This is a genomic window from Patiriisocius marinus (genome assembly GCF_008974325.1).
GTDB classification, from domain to species: Bacteria; Bacteroidota; Bacteroidia; order Flavobacteriales; family Flavobacteriaceae; genus Patiriisocius; species Patiriisocius marinus.
In genome coordinates, this window is record NZ_BKCG01000001.1 from 42,913 (window position 1) to 59,091 (window position 16,179).

The 16,179-nt window shown below is 34.6% G+C and carries 13 protein-coding genes and 1 tRNA gene; 5 read left to right on the forward strand and 9 right to left on the reverse strand.

From position 1 onward, the window contains the following. Positions 1–9 precede the first annotated feature (9 nt). Positions 10–3,906, reverse strand: a complete 3,897-nt coding sequence (porU, locus tag GBH57_RS00215) for a type IX secretion system sortase PorU (RefSeq protein ID WP_151672040.1) — start codon at positions 3,904–3,906, stop codon at positions 10–12. Between the two features lie 217 nt (positions 3,907–4,123). Between porU and gldJ the strand changes: the two genes are divergently transcribed. Together gldJ and GBH57_RS00225 are read left to right on the forward strand one after the other, a co-directional pair. Beyond that, positions 4,124–5,818, forward strand: coding sequence for a gliding motility lipoprotein GldJ (gene gldJ / locus GBH57_RS00220; RefSeq protein ID WP_174844024.1), 1,695 nt, complete (start codon positions 4,124–4,126; stop codon positions 5,816–5,818). Positions 5,819–5,905: 87 nt separating this feature from the next. Further along, positions 5,906–7,192 (forward strand): UDP-N-acetylmuramoyl-tripeptide--D-alanyl-D-alanine ligase, encoded by a 1,287-nt coding sequence (locus GBH57_RS00225; protein ID WP_151672041.1) that lies wholly within the window; start codon positions 5,906–5,908, stop codon positions 7,190–7,192. A gap of 45 nt (positions 7,193–7,237) precedes the next feature. On the opposite strand, the gene GBH57_RS00230 is transcribed toward GBH57_RS00225, so the two are convergent. From GBH57_RS00230 to GBH57_RS00265, 8 genes are all read right to left on the reverse strand, one after another. Next, positions 7,238–7,918 carry a hypothetical protein gene (locus GBH57_RS00230; protein ID WP_151672042.1) on the reverse strand — a complete coding sequence of 227 codons (681 nt, stop codon included), beginning with the start codon at positions 7,916–7,918 and terminating at the stop codon, positions 7,238–7,240. Between the two features lie 244 nt (positions 7,919–8,162). Beyond that, positions 8,163–8,237 (reverse strand) — tRNA-Val (locus GBH57_RS00235). A gap of 331 nt (positions 8,238–8,568) precedes the next feature. After that, positions 8,569–9,786, reverse strand: coding sequence for a bifunctional folylpolyglutamate synthase/dihydrofolate synthase (locus GBH57_RS00240; protein ID WP_151672043.1), 1,218 nt, complete (start codon positions 9,784–9,786; stop codon positions 8,569–8,571). A gap of 67 nt (positions 9,787–9,853) precedes the next feature. Beyond that, complete coding sequence (locus GBH57_RS00245; RefSeq protein ID WP_151672044.1) at positions 9,854–10,684, reverse strand: energy transducer TonB; 831 nt, start codon at positions 10,682–10,684, stop codon at positions 9,854–9,856. Between the two features lie 24 nt (positions 10,685–10,708). Then, a complete protein-coding gene (locus tag GBH57_RS00250; protein ID WP_151672045.1) occupies positions 10,709–11,101 on the reverse strand; it encodes an ExbD/TolR family protein in 393 nt (130 codons plus the stop codon). Beyond that, a complete protein-coding gene (locus tag GBH57_RS00255; RefSeq protein WP_151672046.1) occupies positions 11,101–11,799 on the reverse strand; it encodes a MotA/TolQ/ExbB proton channel family protein in 699 nt (232 codons plus the stop codon). The genes GBH57_RS00250 and GBH57_RS00255 overlap by 1 nt, the downstream gene beginning before the upstream one ends. 48 nt (positions 11,800–11,847) lie before the next feature. Beyond that, on the reverse strand, positions 11,848–13,230 hold the full coding sequence (gene nhaD / locus GBH57_RS00260; RefSeq protein ID WP_151672047.1) for a sodium:proton antiporter NhaD: 1,383 nt from the start codon (positions 13,228–13,230) through the stop codon (positions 11,848–11,850). A gap of 57 nt (positions 13,231–13,287) precedes the next feature. After that, entirely contained in the window at positions 13,288–14,514 is a 1,227-nt protein-coding gene (locus tag GBH57_RS00265; RefSeq protein WP_151672048.1) for a Glu/Leu/Phe/Val dehydrogenase dimerization domain-containing protein, read from the reverse strand. Between the two features lie 351 nt (positions 14,515–14,865). Between GBH57_RS00265 and GBH57_RS00270 the strand changes: the two genes are divergently transcribed. From GBH57_RS00270 to GBH57_RS00280, 3 genes are read left to right on the forward strand one after another with little or no spacing between them, the layout of a single operon-like run. Next, positions 14,866–15,381 carry an RNA polymerase sigma factor gene (locus GBH57_RS00270; RefSeq protein ID WP_151672049.1) on the forward strand — a complete coding sequence of 172 codons (516 nt, stop codon included), beginning with the start codon at positions 14,866–14,868 and terminating at the stop codon, positions 15,379–15,381. Positions 15,382–15,399: 18 nt separating this feature from the next. Continuing rightward, positions 15,400–15,657: a hypothetical protein gene (locus tag GBH57_RS00275; protein ID WP_151672050.1), complete on the forward strand. Its 258-nt coding sequence runs from the start codon at positions 15,400–15,402 to the stop codon at positions 15,655–15,657. After that, on the forward strand, positions 15,647–16,150 hold the full coding sequence (locus GBH57_RS00280) for a Spy/CpxP family protein refolding chaperone (protein ID WP_151672051.1): 504 nt from the start codon (positions 15,647–15,649) through the stop codon (positions 16,148–16,150). The genes GBH57_RS00275 and GBH57_RS00280 overlap by 11 nt, the downstream gene beginning before the upstream one ends. Positions 16,151–16,179 lie beyond the last annotated feature (29 nt).

Genomic DNA, 16,179 nt, shown 5'->3' on the forward strand with positions numbered 1-16,179 from the left:
TTTATTATTTTATAGGATAACCAATTTTTCAAACTTTTCAGTTTGCTGATTAGTTAACGGAGATTTTACAGTAATCTTATATACATAGACACCTTTTCCTATTTTATCTCCAAAATCATCACGGCCATCCCAAGTAATTTGGTCCTTAAATAAATTACTACCATTAGTAGGATACGAGCCTTGCTCAGACCAAACAACTTTTCCAGTTACAGTAAAAACCTGAACCTGAACATCTAAAAAAGACTCTCCATTTCTGTTGTGAGTAAACCAAAAATCAGTATAATTCACAAATGGGTTAGGATAATTCAACACACGCTCAATAGTCAACCCATCTCCACCAGAAACAACAAATTGTAATTCGGCAGTAGAAGAATTATTATATGTATCCCAAGCTTTAAACGAAATAGTATGCAAACCATCTTCTAAATCTCTTAACCTATAAGATGCTGTACCCTTGGTATAATCATCCACTGACGCCTGATAATAATCATTTAGTTTAAATGGATTCGCCTCATCACCATCTAATATAGCAACAAGATCGTGGCCGATACCACTTGCAGTATTAATACCACTTCCATCTTCTAGTTTCACAATAAAGTTAGGCGAATCATTTGTAATTCCACCATTTACAAAGTTTTCATCATTCATAAATAGCTCAATAATTGGCCCAGTAGTGTCTGTACCTGCATTTTCATTTAAACCACCCACCTGAATATCTAGATTATACCCATTATTATCTAACAAAGTATTATTTTGTTGTGCATAGAAACTTACTTTCCCATTTCCGACAGGTATTTGTACATCTTGCGGAACTACAAAATCAAATTCAAATTCTCCATTAACTACAGTTGCCTGTCCATTAAACAGCACCTCACCTAATGTATTAAAATCTAAGAGAATTAAATTATTAGCGCCATCAGTAACACCATCATTACCCAAAGTTTGTCGCGCGACATCTTTATCAAATATCTTCACTTCAACAACACCATTATAAGAACTCAATAACGCCCCAGTAGGAGTTGTAACCTGCCCACCCATTTTTACATAATCCAATCCTTGAAGAACCTCCGTAGAAGAAGTTATTGGCTGATCATTTATCGTAGTTAACTTAATATCTGGTTTCGGAAATGCTAATGGCATTGCAGGATCACCAATATAAAACACAACGCGTCTATCGAAATTAGCTAATTCGTTTTTAGCTTTTCTCAAACCAATTGCCGGTGGTTCAGGTAAATTTTGCCCTACACCAAAAATCTCATCCGCTAGCGCTACATTCAATGCTGAACCTGTCGTTACTGTTATCGACCTAGTCGTTGTTATTAATGAGACAGCACCTCCTTCTTTATTCCAAAAAGTTAACTCCCCAGCAGTTACTCTTGTTGGTAAATCAAACTTCGTAAACTCGCAAGTAACTGTAATTACCATTGGATATCGATTTTGATTTTTTAAAGTATTCGCAGTTTCCTTTGTAAAAATAAACTCCTTACTCAAACCATCTTCACCTCCATGACCAAAATAATTTAGAATCAAAGCCCCCACTTCAAAATCATTCTTAATCAAATCATTAACTTGAGGATATCTATTTCCACCAGCAGAAGTTTGTTGTTCAAATGCATCCGTATGGATTTTTTTTACATTAATAAATGGCTTACTAGTTGAAATTTGATCCGCCAAGTCATTTAATGTAAATTGAAGATCACTATCACTATTATCATCTGCATCATCTGAAATCATTACAATAGCATTACGCCAGTTTCCATAGGAAGCTTTTGACTCATAAGCTATAATTTTATCAATCATTTCATTTGCTAAAACAACGTCATCTGCAAGAATTCTACCTAAAGCCACATCAGCTTTCTCTGAATTTTCCATCATCCCCTCTTCAGGATCCATAATCCCAAAAAAATCATCACTCATAAAATGTGAAAATGTGTTCTCACTCAACAATGTATGGTAAGTCGGCACAATATTATCATTACCTGTTTTAATATAAGTCCCTTTATAATCTACAGATGTATCACCAATGATTCCTACATATTTAATTCGTTTATCCGGAGAAGAAGCGTTGTCATATATATATCGAACAAGGTTTCTAATAGCAACAACATCCTGCTTACCACTACTAAACTCTTCGTAAATTTTATCTGTCGTAACAACTTTCACATTAAGACCACGAACTTGACGATGATGATCTGCTAACCTTAATGCAGGCTGCAACATAAAAGGAGCTGTCACAATTAAATAATCGACATCTACAAATTCACCAGATCCATTTCTAAAAATCGACCCTTTTATATCCTGATTATTAACAATTGGATCACCAATACTCACTGGAGTTAAAAAATCTGTATTCACAACCGCAACATACTCTCTAACACTACCTAACTGAGCTTTAAAGCTGAAATTGGAAACCGCATCAGTATTTACTTTTGAAACTATTGCCCCTGTATTTGTAACATCCCAAACTTCACTTACAGCGCTTGCATTACTAATCACAAATTCACCCGCTCCTGGAAGTGTTGCTGCATCATTATACCTAAATCCAAATTGACCATCAACTTGAGATAATTGCCTAATTGCCCCCACTCTAATATAATCTAAGAAACCTGCACTTGAAGGATTACCACCATTATTATACAATAAGTTTAACGTAACTGTTTCGCCACTAGCCGGCACACTTTCCTCAAACTCACGAGTATTCAACAAAAACTGTCCGCTCAACGTTCCAAAAGTTTGCGGATTCAATGCAGTACCATTTACAGATAGCGCAAATGAAGTTACACTTTCTGAAGCTGAAGCCACCGTTACTTTAACATCCATTAATGACCCCGAAACGATGTTAGGGAAATTTAATTCAAATGTTTGATCATCTTCAATATCAAATCTATTTCCAACTAATTTACGTCCTACTTTAGCAGGTGAAAATTCATTTTGTTCGTGAAACTGATAATCATTAAAAGTAGTAATAGTTGTAACAGCAGTCGCTGGCTCATTCATCGTTCCAATTCTCAAACCATTAGCACCTCCGGTTGTAATATAATAATACGAGTCATCACTATACGGGTTAATATGACTGTCGTTTTGCTCATCATACCCTATAGTACTTATACCATAGAACAATATAGCATCACCACTATCAAACGAACCATCTTGTTCACCAACAACCTTAATAGCATTTTGAGGCATATCAAACAAACCATCATTTGCAGAATTCAACAAAGGCAAAGATTTACCTCCGTGACTATATATTTTAATTGTTCGTGGATCAACTGAAGCAGTATTAATCCCTAGATTCTCTAAAAAGCTTTGAGTAATTCTATGCACCCCAGTCTCAGCAACTTTAAACTTGTACCAATTACCAGACGCAAGAACCGAATTAGTTAAAGTAGCCCTTGAATTAGAATTTCGGTTTCCGCCATCATAGGTATAATTCACTTTAAAAGAAGTCACCCTTTTAACCTGTCCATTAATCTTTACTAATGGAGAAATTTCAAAAATGGTATATATAGTATTTCTACCTTTATGACTAACAATAGAGGATTTGACACTTGTAGGAATGTCATTTAAAGTAACCATATCAAGTTCTTCTTGCGTAGCATTACTATAAGTTATATTAGTAACTTTCAACGAAGAAGGATTCGCAAAATTACTATCCTCCCATTGAGTGAAGTTTTTTTGCTGCTCCTTAGTTAATGACAAATTGAGCTTACTAAAAGCTTTCTCCTTTAAAGTTTTTGTGCGCTCACCCGCTCTAGATTTTATATCTAAAATAGATTTTGATGCCTTCTGAAATGTGCTAACTCTAGAATCCAAGGCATTTTCCCAATCAATAGTTATACTTTTAGATTGTGAAATAGCGTTTCCGAAGAACCCTAATAATAGAAATAATAACAGTATCTTTTTCATGAATAAATGTAACGTTCCAAATATACGCTTAGTATAGAGCTTTTTTAAGTTTTTAAAATAATCTTAAAATTTGAGATAATATTTTTTGACTGAAAGCGTTTCTTAAAGGTTAGTGGCAAAAATGTCAATAAACTTTCACACAATAAATAACAAAATAATATTGCATTTTTAACGTTAATCATTATATTGCAAACCCAATTTCTTCATAATTTATACTATGAACTTGACAAAAAAACTAGCTTACAAGCTACTTATTGTATTAATGACAACTACTGTATTAGTAAGTTGCAACAAAACAAGAGACTACAAAGATAGCTCTAGAGCTACCGGATGGAAGTTAAACTCCAAAGAAGGTGGTCCTCAAAAAAACAGCAAATACTCTGAACAGGAAACTGGACCAGGTCTTGTATTTGTAGAAGGGGGTACTTTTACTATGGGTAAAGTACAAGATGATCCAATGCACGATTGGAACAACAGCCCTAACCAACAGCACGTGCAATCATTCTATATGGATGAAACCGAAGTTACTAACTTCATGTATATGCAATACCTAGACTGGATTAAGGAAGTCTTCCCTCCAAGTCAAGAAGAATATCGTAAAATTTACGAAGGTGCACTCCCAGATACATTAGTATGGAGAAACCGCTTAGGGTACAACGAAGTAATGACTAACAATTACCTTAGACACCCTGCGTATGCTGAATACCCTGTAGTAGGAGTTAGCTGGATTCAAGCAGTTGAATTTGGTAACTGGAGAACAGATCGTGTCAACGAAAAAATTCTTGAAGATGAAGGAATCACTGCTCGTAACTCCCGTTACGATGTTAAAGTTGGTGAAACTTTTAGCACAGAAACCTATTTAAATGCACCTACTCAAACGTATGGCGGTAATGACTCAATTACTCGTGGTGGCAAAAAATCACAATCAATCGCTAAGAAAAGTAAGGATAGTACAAACCTATTTATCCAACGTAAAGATGGTTTATTAATGCCTTCATACAGACTTCCAACAGAAGCTGAATGGGAATATGCTGCATTAGGATTAGTAAGTTTACGTAGCTATAACGTATACAGAGGTAGAAAGAAATATCCTTGGGATGGACAATACACTCGTTCTGGATCTAGAAGATCTCGTGGTGACCAATTAGCTAACTTTAAGCAAGGTGATGGTGATTATGGTGGTATCGCTGGATGGAGTGATGATGGAGCTGACATTACTGCTGAAATAAAAAGCTACGAACCTAACGATTACGGTCTTTACGATATGGCTGGTAACGTAGCCGAATGGGTTGCTGATGTTTACAGACCTATTGTAGATGATGAATTCAATGATTTCAACTACTACCGTGGTAACGTTTACACTAAAAACGCAATTGACAAAGATGGTAAAGTGAAAATAGTTTCAGTTGACTCAATAGTTTATGACACATTAAGTAATGGTAAAGTTGTCGCAAGAGACTTACCAGGTGAGATTTTACAAGTGCCAGTTGATGAACAAGAAACTTACTTAAGAACTCAGTTCTCTAAAAGTGACAACCGTGACTATAGAGATGGTGATAAGCGCTCAACTCGTTACTACCAATCATTTGGTGAAGATTCTGAAGAAGAATTAGACGAAGGAGAACGTATGTACAACTCTCCTAAGCACACTGTAGCTAGCAAATACCAAGATTCAATTGCAAGTGAATCAGGTTTAGATCGTCAATATGACAAATCATCAAACAGAACTACATTAGTAAATAACGAAGTTAGAGTTTACAAAGGTGGATCTTGGAGAGATAGAGATTACTGGTTAGACCCAGCACAACGTCGCTACTTCCCACAGGATATGGCAACAGATTATATTGGATTTAGATGCGCAATGTCTCGTGTAGGTTCAAAATCACAAAAAGGAAAACGTGCTAGAAACTAATCTTCTCAGCATATAAAATCAACCCGCTTTTGTTCTTTCAAAAGCGGGTTTTTTTATACTTTTATTTTAAACTGAAATCCAACTACATTGAATATAGAAACGCTACACAAAGACTTTTTGCAAAGCACAGGAATTTGTACAGACACACGAAAAATAACGAAAAACTGCCTCTTCTTTGCTTTAAAAGGTGATAATTTCAACGGCAACACTTTTACGCAACAAGCACTTGACAATGGAGCTTTCAAAGTCGTTATAGACGATTTACGCTACCATAAAAATACTGGCGAAACTATTTTATGCAAGGATGTATTAGGTCTTCTTCAAAAACTAGCAACATTTCATCGTGATTATTTAGAAGTCCCAATAATCGCATTAACAGGAAGTAACGGAAAAACAACTACAAAAGAATTAATTAACGCTGTTCTTTCAAAAAAATTCAAAACAACTGCTACTAAAGGCAATCTCAATAATCACATAGGTGTCCCACTTACTCTTTTAAGTATGACAAAAGAAACTGAAATGGGAATTGTCGAAATGGGCGCAAACCATTTAAAAGAAATCGAAAACCTTTGCGAAATAGCAAAACCGAACTACGGCTACATAACTAACTTTGGCCGCGCACACTTAGAAGGCTTTGGAAGCGAAGAAGGAGTTATTAAAGGAAAAAGCGAACTGTACAATTACCTAACAAAAAATAAGCTCCCTATCTTTCTTAATGCTGACGATTCTATCCAAAAAAATATTTTAAACGGGTATATAAATAAATTTGGGTTTAGTCAAACAGCTAGTACTTATTTTAATATTTCATTCACCAAAGCGTCTCCATTCGTTTCATTGAACTTTAACGGAATTGATATTGAATCTAAATTAATAGGGGCTTACAATTTTACAAATATTTGCGCAGCTGTTATTATGGGACATTATTTTGGTGTTGACGACTCCTTAATTAAAGATGCAATTGAAGAATACACTCCCTCAAACAACAGATCACAATTAATAAACCAAGGTTCTAACACCATTATTTTAGACGCCTACAATGCAAACCCAACGAGTATGATGGCTGCATTAAAAAATCTAGAACAAATGGACAACACTTCTAAAATACTTTTTTTAGGGGATATGTTCGAACTGGGAAACACAGCTAAAGAAGAACACCAAACCATTGCAGATTATGTAGCGAAAGCTAACTTCAACAAAGTTTATTTAATTGGAGAGAACTTCGGAAATGTTAAAGTTTCAAATAAAAGTATAGAAAAACACACATCATTTAATGAATTAGAAAAAGTGTTAAAAAATAGCACTATTTCAGAAGCCACGATACTTATCAAAGCATCTAGAGGAATGGCCCTAGAACGAATTGTACCACTTCTTTAATCCACCCTATTTAAAAAGTACCCATCGAAACTTATTAAAAAATCACTACTCTAACTCTAAAATAGCAGTAAAATCTTCCACGTACTTAATATCATCAAACCAACGCTTAGAGCTTAGAACTCTATAAGTAAAACTGGAAGTAGACGAATCTATTCTATCTAATTGCCAAAGTATATCATTAGCACTTGGAAAGTCCGCCCCTTTAAGCTCATCTTTCAACAAACGCTTAAGCAAAGTGTTGGAAGGCATACCCTGTGCCAATAACCTAATAATAGTTGCCTCGAGCTCATTTTCAAACACACTTAAACTTTCAGCTCTATTTGCCTTAAAAACAACTTCAAACAACATAGCAGTAGGATGCTTAAACTTACCGTTATATGCTTTGTAAAGCAATTGACCAACATTAAAAAAATCTTGATGCTTATGTAAATCAGAATATGTTTCCCAAGACTGATCTTCAATAATTTCGTAAGAAAGACTTTCAAATTGACCGTCATTAAATTGGTTTTTGAAAACATATCGCAAAACAATTTCAGCAGATTCGTGTGGCTCCAAATCAGCCAATGAAAGCAAACACATCTCCTCCAACTCTTTATCAGTCAAACCATCTGTATCACCATACTCCAAAACATCAAGTAGTTTTATATAATCTTCAGTCACCCAACTTTTAGGCAAAACATCAATAGATTTAAAGTTTTGTACCGAAACATCAAAAGTAATTTTCATTTGGAAGTATATTTTATAGCTAATTCTAAAGGTAGTTTTAAGTTTTATATAAACTCATAAGACAAGTATCAATTAACAAGCATTTGTGATTAATTCCAAGCTTAACAATGATTCAAAATACGATTCAAAACACAATAAAACTAGTAGAAGAAATAAGTGCTAAAAACCACTCAAAAACGATTTGACAAAAATATTTTAAACAAAAAAATCCCGATTCATTTCTGAATCGGGATTTGTAGTTAAGTGGGCAATGAGGGATTCGAACCCCCGACCCCCTCGGTGTAAACGAGGTGCTCTGAACCAACTGAGCTAATTGCCCTAACATTGTTAGCGGCTGCAAATATAAGGCTGTTTTTCATTTACACAAACAAAAAAAACAACTTTTTTTAAATAATTTTTAATTACATAAAATACAATAACAAAACTCATTATAAGAGAGCAAGTTAGAACAAAATAAAATTTTATTTTATTTTGACAGAAACAAGCAAATAATTGAAAATGAATAGAAATATTGAAAAAAGCAACTTTTTAGGGGTTTGAAAAAAAAATTGAACTACTTAAAAAGTCTCTATTTTTTAATATTTCAGAAAAAAAATTAATAATACAATTGAAAACAACAAATCTCTAAACAATTACACATTCATTTCATATTACACTACTTCTGCAACCACAAAAGTACTTCCACCCACATAAATAACGTCGTGATTAAAAATCTCCTTTTTCGCTGCCTCTAATGCCTTTTGAACTGAATCATAAACATATCCCTTTAACCCTAGTTTCTCTGCATGTTCTTTTAAGACTGAAACATCCATAGCGCGTTCAATTTCAGGTTGGCAAAAATAATAACGAGCTTGTTTTGGAAACAATGGCAACACTTGCTCTAAGTCTTTATCACTTACAAAACCCAAAACAATATGAAGCACTCTATAATTTAACTTTTCTAATTGCCTTAATGTAAATTGCAAACCTTCTTTATTATGTGCAGTGTCGCATATAATTTTTGGCTGCTCTTGCAGTATCTGCCACCTTCCTAACAATCCGGTATTTTTTACAACATTCAGTAATCCTTTTGCCAAATGCTGAATTCCAACACTATAATTTTTCTTTTGTAAAACTTTAATCGCTGTTTGAACTGTTCGAATATTACTTTTTTGATAATCTCCTTTTAAATCTGATTGCATTACTGCACCTTTTGTTTCAAACGCCTTATACAAAACAGCATTTAGGTCTGTTGCGATTTCTTCAAAAACTGAGATTGTTTCGGTGTTATATTCCCCTACTATTACAGGAACACCTACTTTAATAATTCCGGCTTTCTCTTTTGCAATTTCAGGTAGTGTATTTCCTAAAAACTGTGTATGATCGAATCCTATATTAGTAATAATTGACAACTCTGGTGTGATAATATTTGTACTATCAAGCCTCCCTCCTAACCCTACTTCAATAATAGCAATATCCACTTTAGACTTAGAAAAATAATCAAAAGCTAATCCTACCGTCATTTCAAAAAACGAAAGCTGATTGGCTTCAAAAAAATCTTGATTTTTAGTAACAAAGGCAGAAACATTCCTCTTGGGGATCATCGTACCATTTATTTTTATACGTTCTCTAAAGTCTTTTAAATGTGGCGATGTATAAAGTCCCACATTATATCCTGCTTCCTGTAAAATTGAAGCTAGCATATGACTAGTTGAACCTTTTCCATTAGTTCCAGCTACGTGAATACTTTTAAAGTTATTTTCTGGATTACCCAAATACATAGCTAGTAATTCAGTATTACTTAAATCTGCCTTATAAGCAGCTTTACCTTGACGTTGATACATTGGCAGCTGTTTAAAGAGCCAAGTGGTTGCTTCTTGATAGTTGATAACGTTTTTTTCTTTAAGCGGTTAGAATGTATGTAGAGAAGGATCAACTAAATTGAATGACCCAATATTATTCAGAAAGGCTAAAGCGGTAAACAATTTTCCCTATTTGTTTAGAAGGTGCTTTATCATCACTATTAAATTTTGTAGCAAGTGCTGCACGCTTTGCAGGTTCTAATAAACATTTTGAATTATTAGTTGTACCCCTTACTCCTGGAGTTGCACTTATTACACGTCCAGTTTTATCAACTTCGATACTAACTACAACGGTACCAGCTTCATTACAATCTTGAACAAATTTCTCTTTATTAAGGGCTTTTCTTCCACCTAATTGATAGTTTCCATCGCCATCAAGTCCTTTTCCTGTTCCGTAATAGCTTTGCGCATTTGGATCTCCGTTTGGATCTCCCTTATCACCTCCTGATGCATCATTGCCTTCACCACCTTGCGAAGCACCATCTTTTTTTGGACCATTTATTAAAGCGTCAAGAGCACTTGTTGTAGATTGATCTGGTTTTGGATCAGGCTTCACTACTTCTTTAGGCTTCTCAACAGGTTTTTCCTTTGGTTTTTCAACCTTAGGTTTTGGCTTCTCTTTTGGTTTTTCCTCGATTACAGGAGCGTCTTCTGTATCCTGAGTAACAACTTTCTCAGTCACTTCTGGTTCTGGAGGAGTGGGTTTTGGAACTACTGTATTTTTAGGAGCGGACGCAACAGGTTCAGTTGGTTGTATATCACCACTCCCAGTATCCATTGTTCCAAAATTTACAGCAATACCCTGCTCTAAAGGTGGATCTAGATATTTCATCCCAACAAAGAATAGCAATAAAATCATCAACGAGTACAAAATGACTGTGATGATCATACTTTTCTTTTTATGTTCTGTATCTAACAGTGCCATTGAGATTGTAAGTAAAAAATTAAATTAATTTGGTCTAACAGCTAGTACCACTTTGAAGCTATTTCTGTTAGCTATATCCATAACAAAGACCGCATCTTCAATAGGCACTCCTTCTTCTGCTCGCAATATAAGCGTAGGAGTATCTTGCCCTGCTAATGCAGTTTTAATAGCATTTTCAATAGTATACTCAGTAACTCGCTCCTTATTTACATAATAAGCACCATCTTTTGTAATACTTACACTTGCTTTAGTTGTATTTGTACTTTTTCCTTTTGCTTTAGGCAAAATTAAATCTAAAGCATCTGGTGTAATTGCAGGTGAAGTTAGCAAGAAGAATACCAATAACAGAAATACGATATCCGTCATCGAACTCATCGAAAACTCAGGGCTTACTTTATTTCTTCCTCTTAAATTCATTAAGCTGGTTCGTTTAGTAAATCTAAGAAATCAACTGCTGTAGCTTCCATTTGGTGTACTACTTTATCCGTCTTTACTACAAGGTGATTGTACCCCATATAAGCTATAATACCCACAATTAACCCCGCAACTGTAGTTGTCATTGCAGTATATATACCTTCAGCTAGAAGGCCCATCTCTGCTTGACCGCTACTTGATGCTAATGTATGAAATGCTAATATCATTCCTATAACAGTTCCTAAAAACCCAATCATAGGTGCAGCACCAGCAATAGTTGCTAATACACTTACGTTTTTCTCTAGTTTATAAACTTCTAATCTACCTGCGTTTTCAATAGCTGTATTAATATCATCTAAAGGACTTCCTATACGGCTTATTCCCTTTTCTGTTAATCTTGAAACAGGTGTACTCTTTTGAGCACATAACATTTTTGCCGCTTGCAAATTTCCACTTGCGACGTTATCCCTAATCTGATTCATAAAATTAGCATCGTATTTAGATGCCGCCTTTATAGCAAACAGACGTTCAAAATATACATATAAGGCTACGAAAAGTAATATAGCAAGTGTACCAATAATAATCATACTGGCAGTACCACCATTAACAACTAACTCAATAATTGAGAGTGTTTTCTCTGTAGTTTCAGGATCTAACTCTGGCGTTTGTTCGGCCACGTCTTGAATAAAAGCGTTAAGCATAAATAGGTTTAGGTTTTAGATAATAACGATGATTGGTTACTTAAATTGTTATACGTTATGGAATAATACACGCTCAATTAGTAAAAACACTCCTGCTCCTGCAATAAAACCAATAAACGCTAACCACGTTATTTTTTTCAGGTACCAGATGAAGTCGATTTTCTCCATTCCCATTGCAGCAACACCTGCAGCAGAACCAATTATCAACATACTACCACCTGTTCCTGCACAGTAAGCGATGAAATGCCATAAAACTGAATCTGTAGGCGCGTCATACATTCCCATACTTGCAGCGACTAATGGCACATTATCTATAATTGCAGAGAATATACCTAGTAATATAACAACTACGTCTTGATTAGGTATTACTTCTTGTAAAACCTCAGCAAGGTAACGTAGTGTTCCTACTGGGTCACCATTTTCAGCAACTCCAAAAACTAAACTTTCTAGCCCAGCTACTGCCATCAGAATTCCTAAGAAAAATAAGATCGATGAAATTTCAATACGCGATAACGCCTTATGAGCACTGTATAAATGACGACGCTCTTTACTGAAATCTTCTTCTGGGTGAATGTATTCTGAAACAAGCCATACAACACCTAATGCTAACATCATCCCTATATAAGGTGGTAAATGAGTAATAGTTTTAAATACTGGTACTGAAACTATCATTCCTAATCCTAAGAAAAGCATTGTTTTGCTACTAAGTAAACGTCCCGCCTCTTCATCTTCAGTAGTATCTACAATAATATTACCTTTAAAAGCTGGTAAATAACTTGCAATTACAAATGGTACAACAAAACATACAATAGAAGGTAGTACTACATATTCTATTAATCCCATAGCTGTAACATTTTTCGCAATCCACAACATAGTAGTTGTAACATCTCCAATAGGAGACCAAGCTCCTCCAGCGTTAGCTGCTACTACTACTAAAGCTGCATACCATAAACGCTCATTACGATCTGTTATCAACTTACGTAACAACGTAATTAATACAATTGTAGCTGTAAGGTTATCAATTATAGCTGATAGAATAAATGCTAAAATACCAATGATCCATAATAGCCTTTTTTTGCTCTTAGTACGAACAGCACCTTTTAAAACCTCGAAACCACGGTGTAAATCAATGATTTCCACAATAGTCATAGCTCCAATTAAGAATATTAAAATTTCGGCTGTTTTACCTAAATGATGTAAAAGCGTATTTTCAAAACCATGCTCTGCATCATGACCTCCAGTGGCATAACTAAACACATTTTCGTAAGTGTCAATCACATCAAACCAACCAGCATGAAAACCTACAGCAAGGACTGCCCAAATTAAAGCCGCCATGATTAAAGCCGGAACTGTTTTATCTAGTTTTAGGGGATGTTCTAACGTAATTGATAAGTAACCAACTATAAAAATTAAAATAATAATAGACGTCATAATGAGGTTGATTTATGAATATAAAATTTACTGAGTAATTTATTTTAAAACTACAATTTAAACAAGTTGCTTAAGTGCAATCTCGAATGCAGTTTTACTAATGTTTGTCTTGGTACTATTGTGATCAAATGTATTCTGAATAGCATTACGAATAGTCATGGAAGTATCATTAAAAATAGCTTCATCTGTCATTTGTACTTTGCGTTCCATAAAATAAGCAAATACACGAGCCATACCACAGTTGCTAATAAAATCTGGTATTAGACTTACACGCTCATCTGTATATTCCATAATGCTTCCGAAGAAAATTTCTTTATCTGCAAATGGCACATTTGCACCGCAACTAATAACTTCTAGACCAGTATCGATCATAGATGAAATTTGCTCTTTAGTGATTAGACGTGAAGCTGCACAAGGTGCAAAGATTTCACATTCTAAATTCCAAATTTGCTCGTTGATTTCTTCAAAAGATAACATGTTATCAGCCACTAAGGTATTACCATCCTTATTTAAAAATAAGTTTGTGATTTCTTCGAAACTGAAACCGTCTTTACTTACGATACCACCGGCTCTATCAATAATACCAACAACTTTAGCACCCATTTGCGCTAAATAATATGCAGCAGCAGCTCCCACATTTCCAAATCCTTGTACAATGGCACGCTTTCCTTTCACATCTCCACCATAAATTTCGTAGTAGTGACGTACAGCTTCAGCAACACCATAACCTGTAATCATATCAGCTACGGTATATTTTCTAGATACATCTGGAGAATAAGTAACATTTTCTAAAACTTTAATTACACCCTGACGTAATTGACCTATACGGTTAATTTTATCTGCTTCAGTAGGCGTAAAGTGACCGTTAAAAACACCTTCTTGCGGATGCCAAACCCCACTTTGTTCAGTAATTGGAATTACTTCGTGAATTTCGTCGACATTTAAGTCTCCACCTGTTCCATAATACGACTTTAAAAGTGGCGACACAGCTTTGTACCAACGCTCTAAAACTCCTTTTTTACGAGGATCATGCGGGTCAAAGTTAATTCCTGATTTTGCTCCACCAATTGCTGGACCAGAAACAGTAAACTTCACTTCCATTGTTTTAGCTAGAGAAAGCACTTCATTTTCATTTAATCCTACACGCATTCTAGTTCCTCCACCGGCAGCGCCACCTCTTAATGAGTTAATAACTGTCCATCCTTCTGCTTCAGTTTCAGCATCATTCCAATGAAACACGATTTCTGGAGCTTTGTCTTCGTACTTTTTAAGTAATTCTTTCATATTATTTTCTCTAAAAAGAGAATTTTTTAAATTCAATTATACATCTTAATCTCTCTGTTTCCGCTTAAAACGAAAAAATAATCATTTTTAGCGTAGCTATAATTGATTCATACCGAAGGAATTTAATTTTATAATCGTCTAACTAATTTATAGAATAGTAATTAGTAATTAGTTGTTCATCTTGCGCATACAACACACACGCTTTCTAAACACAAATATAAAAAAATGGGTATGGGTTTATGTTTCTTTTATGTAAAATTTATGAGTGAATCTATTGACACTATTAAGTCACATTAAAATTTCAGAAAAAAGACTATAACTTTTAACTTGCAAACCTTTAACAAGCTCTATTTGGATTTTGACGCTGTTTATTTAAAGTATGTATCCCTCGTATATAACGTGGCGCTACAATATGTTCAGAATGTTCCTGATGCCGAGGAAATAACACAGGATGTTTTTATAAAAGTTTATGAAAAACATGATAGCTTCAAAGGAGAGTCTGCTTTAAAAACGTGGATATATAGAATAGCTATCAACACATCACTTGATGCTATTAAGGCTAAATCTAGAAAAAAACGAGCTGCTTTTGCTAATCGAGATGATGCAGCTTTAGAAAAAATTAGTGATTTTAATCACCCTGGAGCAGCCTTAGAAAATAAAGAAGCATTAGCTTTATTGTTTGAAGCTATTAACCAATTACCAGAAGTACAACGTTCTGTTCTAATTTTGTTAAAGGTAGAAGAGCTCTCTCAAAAAGAGGTAGCCGAAATTTTAGACAAATCACAAAAAGCTGTAGAGTCAACATTTCAACGAGCGAAACAAAACTTGAAGAAAATTTTAGATAAAACCGAAGGAAAACAAAACTAATACCGTCTAATAAGTATAATGGAATCACAATTAAAACTTTTAAGCACCATACATAAAGTGCAGCCGGACCCTAAGTTATATGCAGCTATAAAACAACGCATCAAACAAAAACAGGAACAGTTTGTACCATGGTCTTTTATTCGCGCAGTTGCCGCAATATTTGTAGTAATGCTTGCAGCACAAATTTATATTACAACCGCTACGTCATTGACTGACAGTGATGACTTGAGCGCATTAGTACCTGTCAACTCTAATACTTTATACAATGAGTACTAAAAAGAAAATAACCTTTATTATTATTGCGCTATTAGTCGCTAATCTTGGAGTATTGTCTTTTATGATGCTGAAACCTAATCACCGTAACCCTAATGGAGGGAGATTTGGTGAAAATGGCCCAAAGCAACGAATGATTAAACGACTTGACTTAAACGAAGAACAAAGTAAAACGTTTACAGATTTAGTTGAAACTCATCAAAAAGCAGTGATTGTTTATGATGAAAAAATAAGAAACGATAAACAAGAATTATTTAGTTTGCTAAGCGAAGAAGTAACTTCACCTAGTACAGTAGATAGCTTAACTACTAACATAGCTGCTTATCAAAAAGAAATTGAGGTACTGCACTTTAATCACTTTAAAAATGTAAAAAGTCTTTGCAAAGGAGACCAAGTTGAAAAGTTTAACAAACTAAGCAAAGATCTTTGCAAAATGTTTGACCAAAAACGAGGAAAACCAATGATGCGCAAAGAGAAAAGAGAAAAAAAAGAATAGCAGAAATAATTTTTAAATAGTTAGTTAGC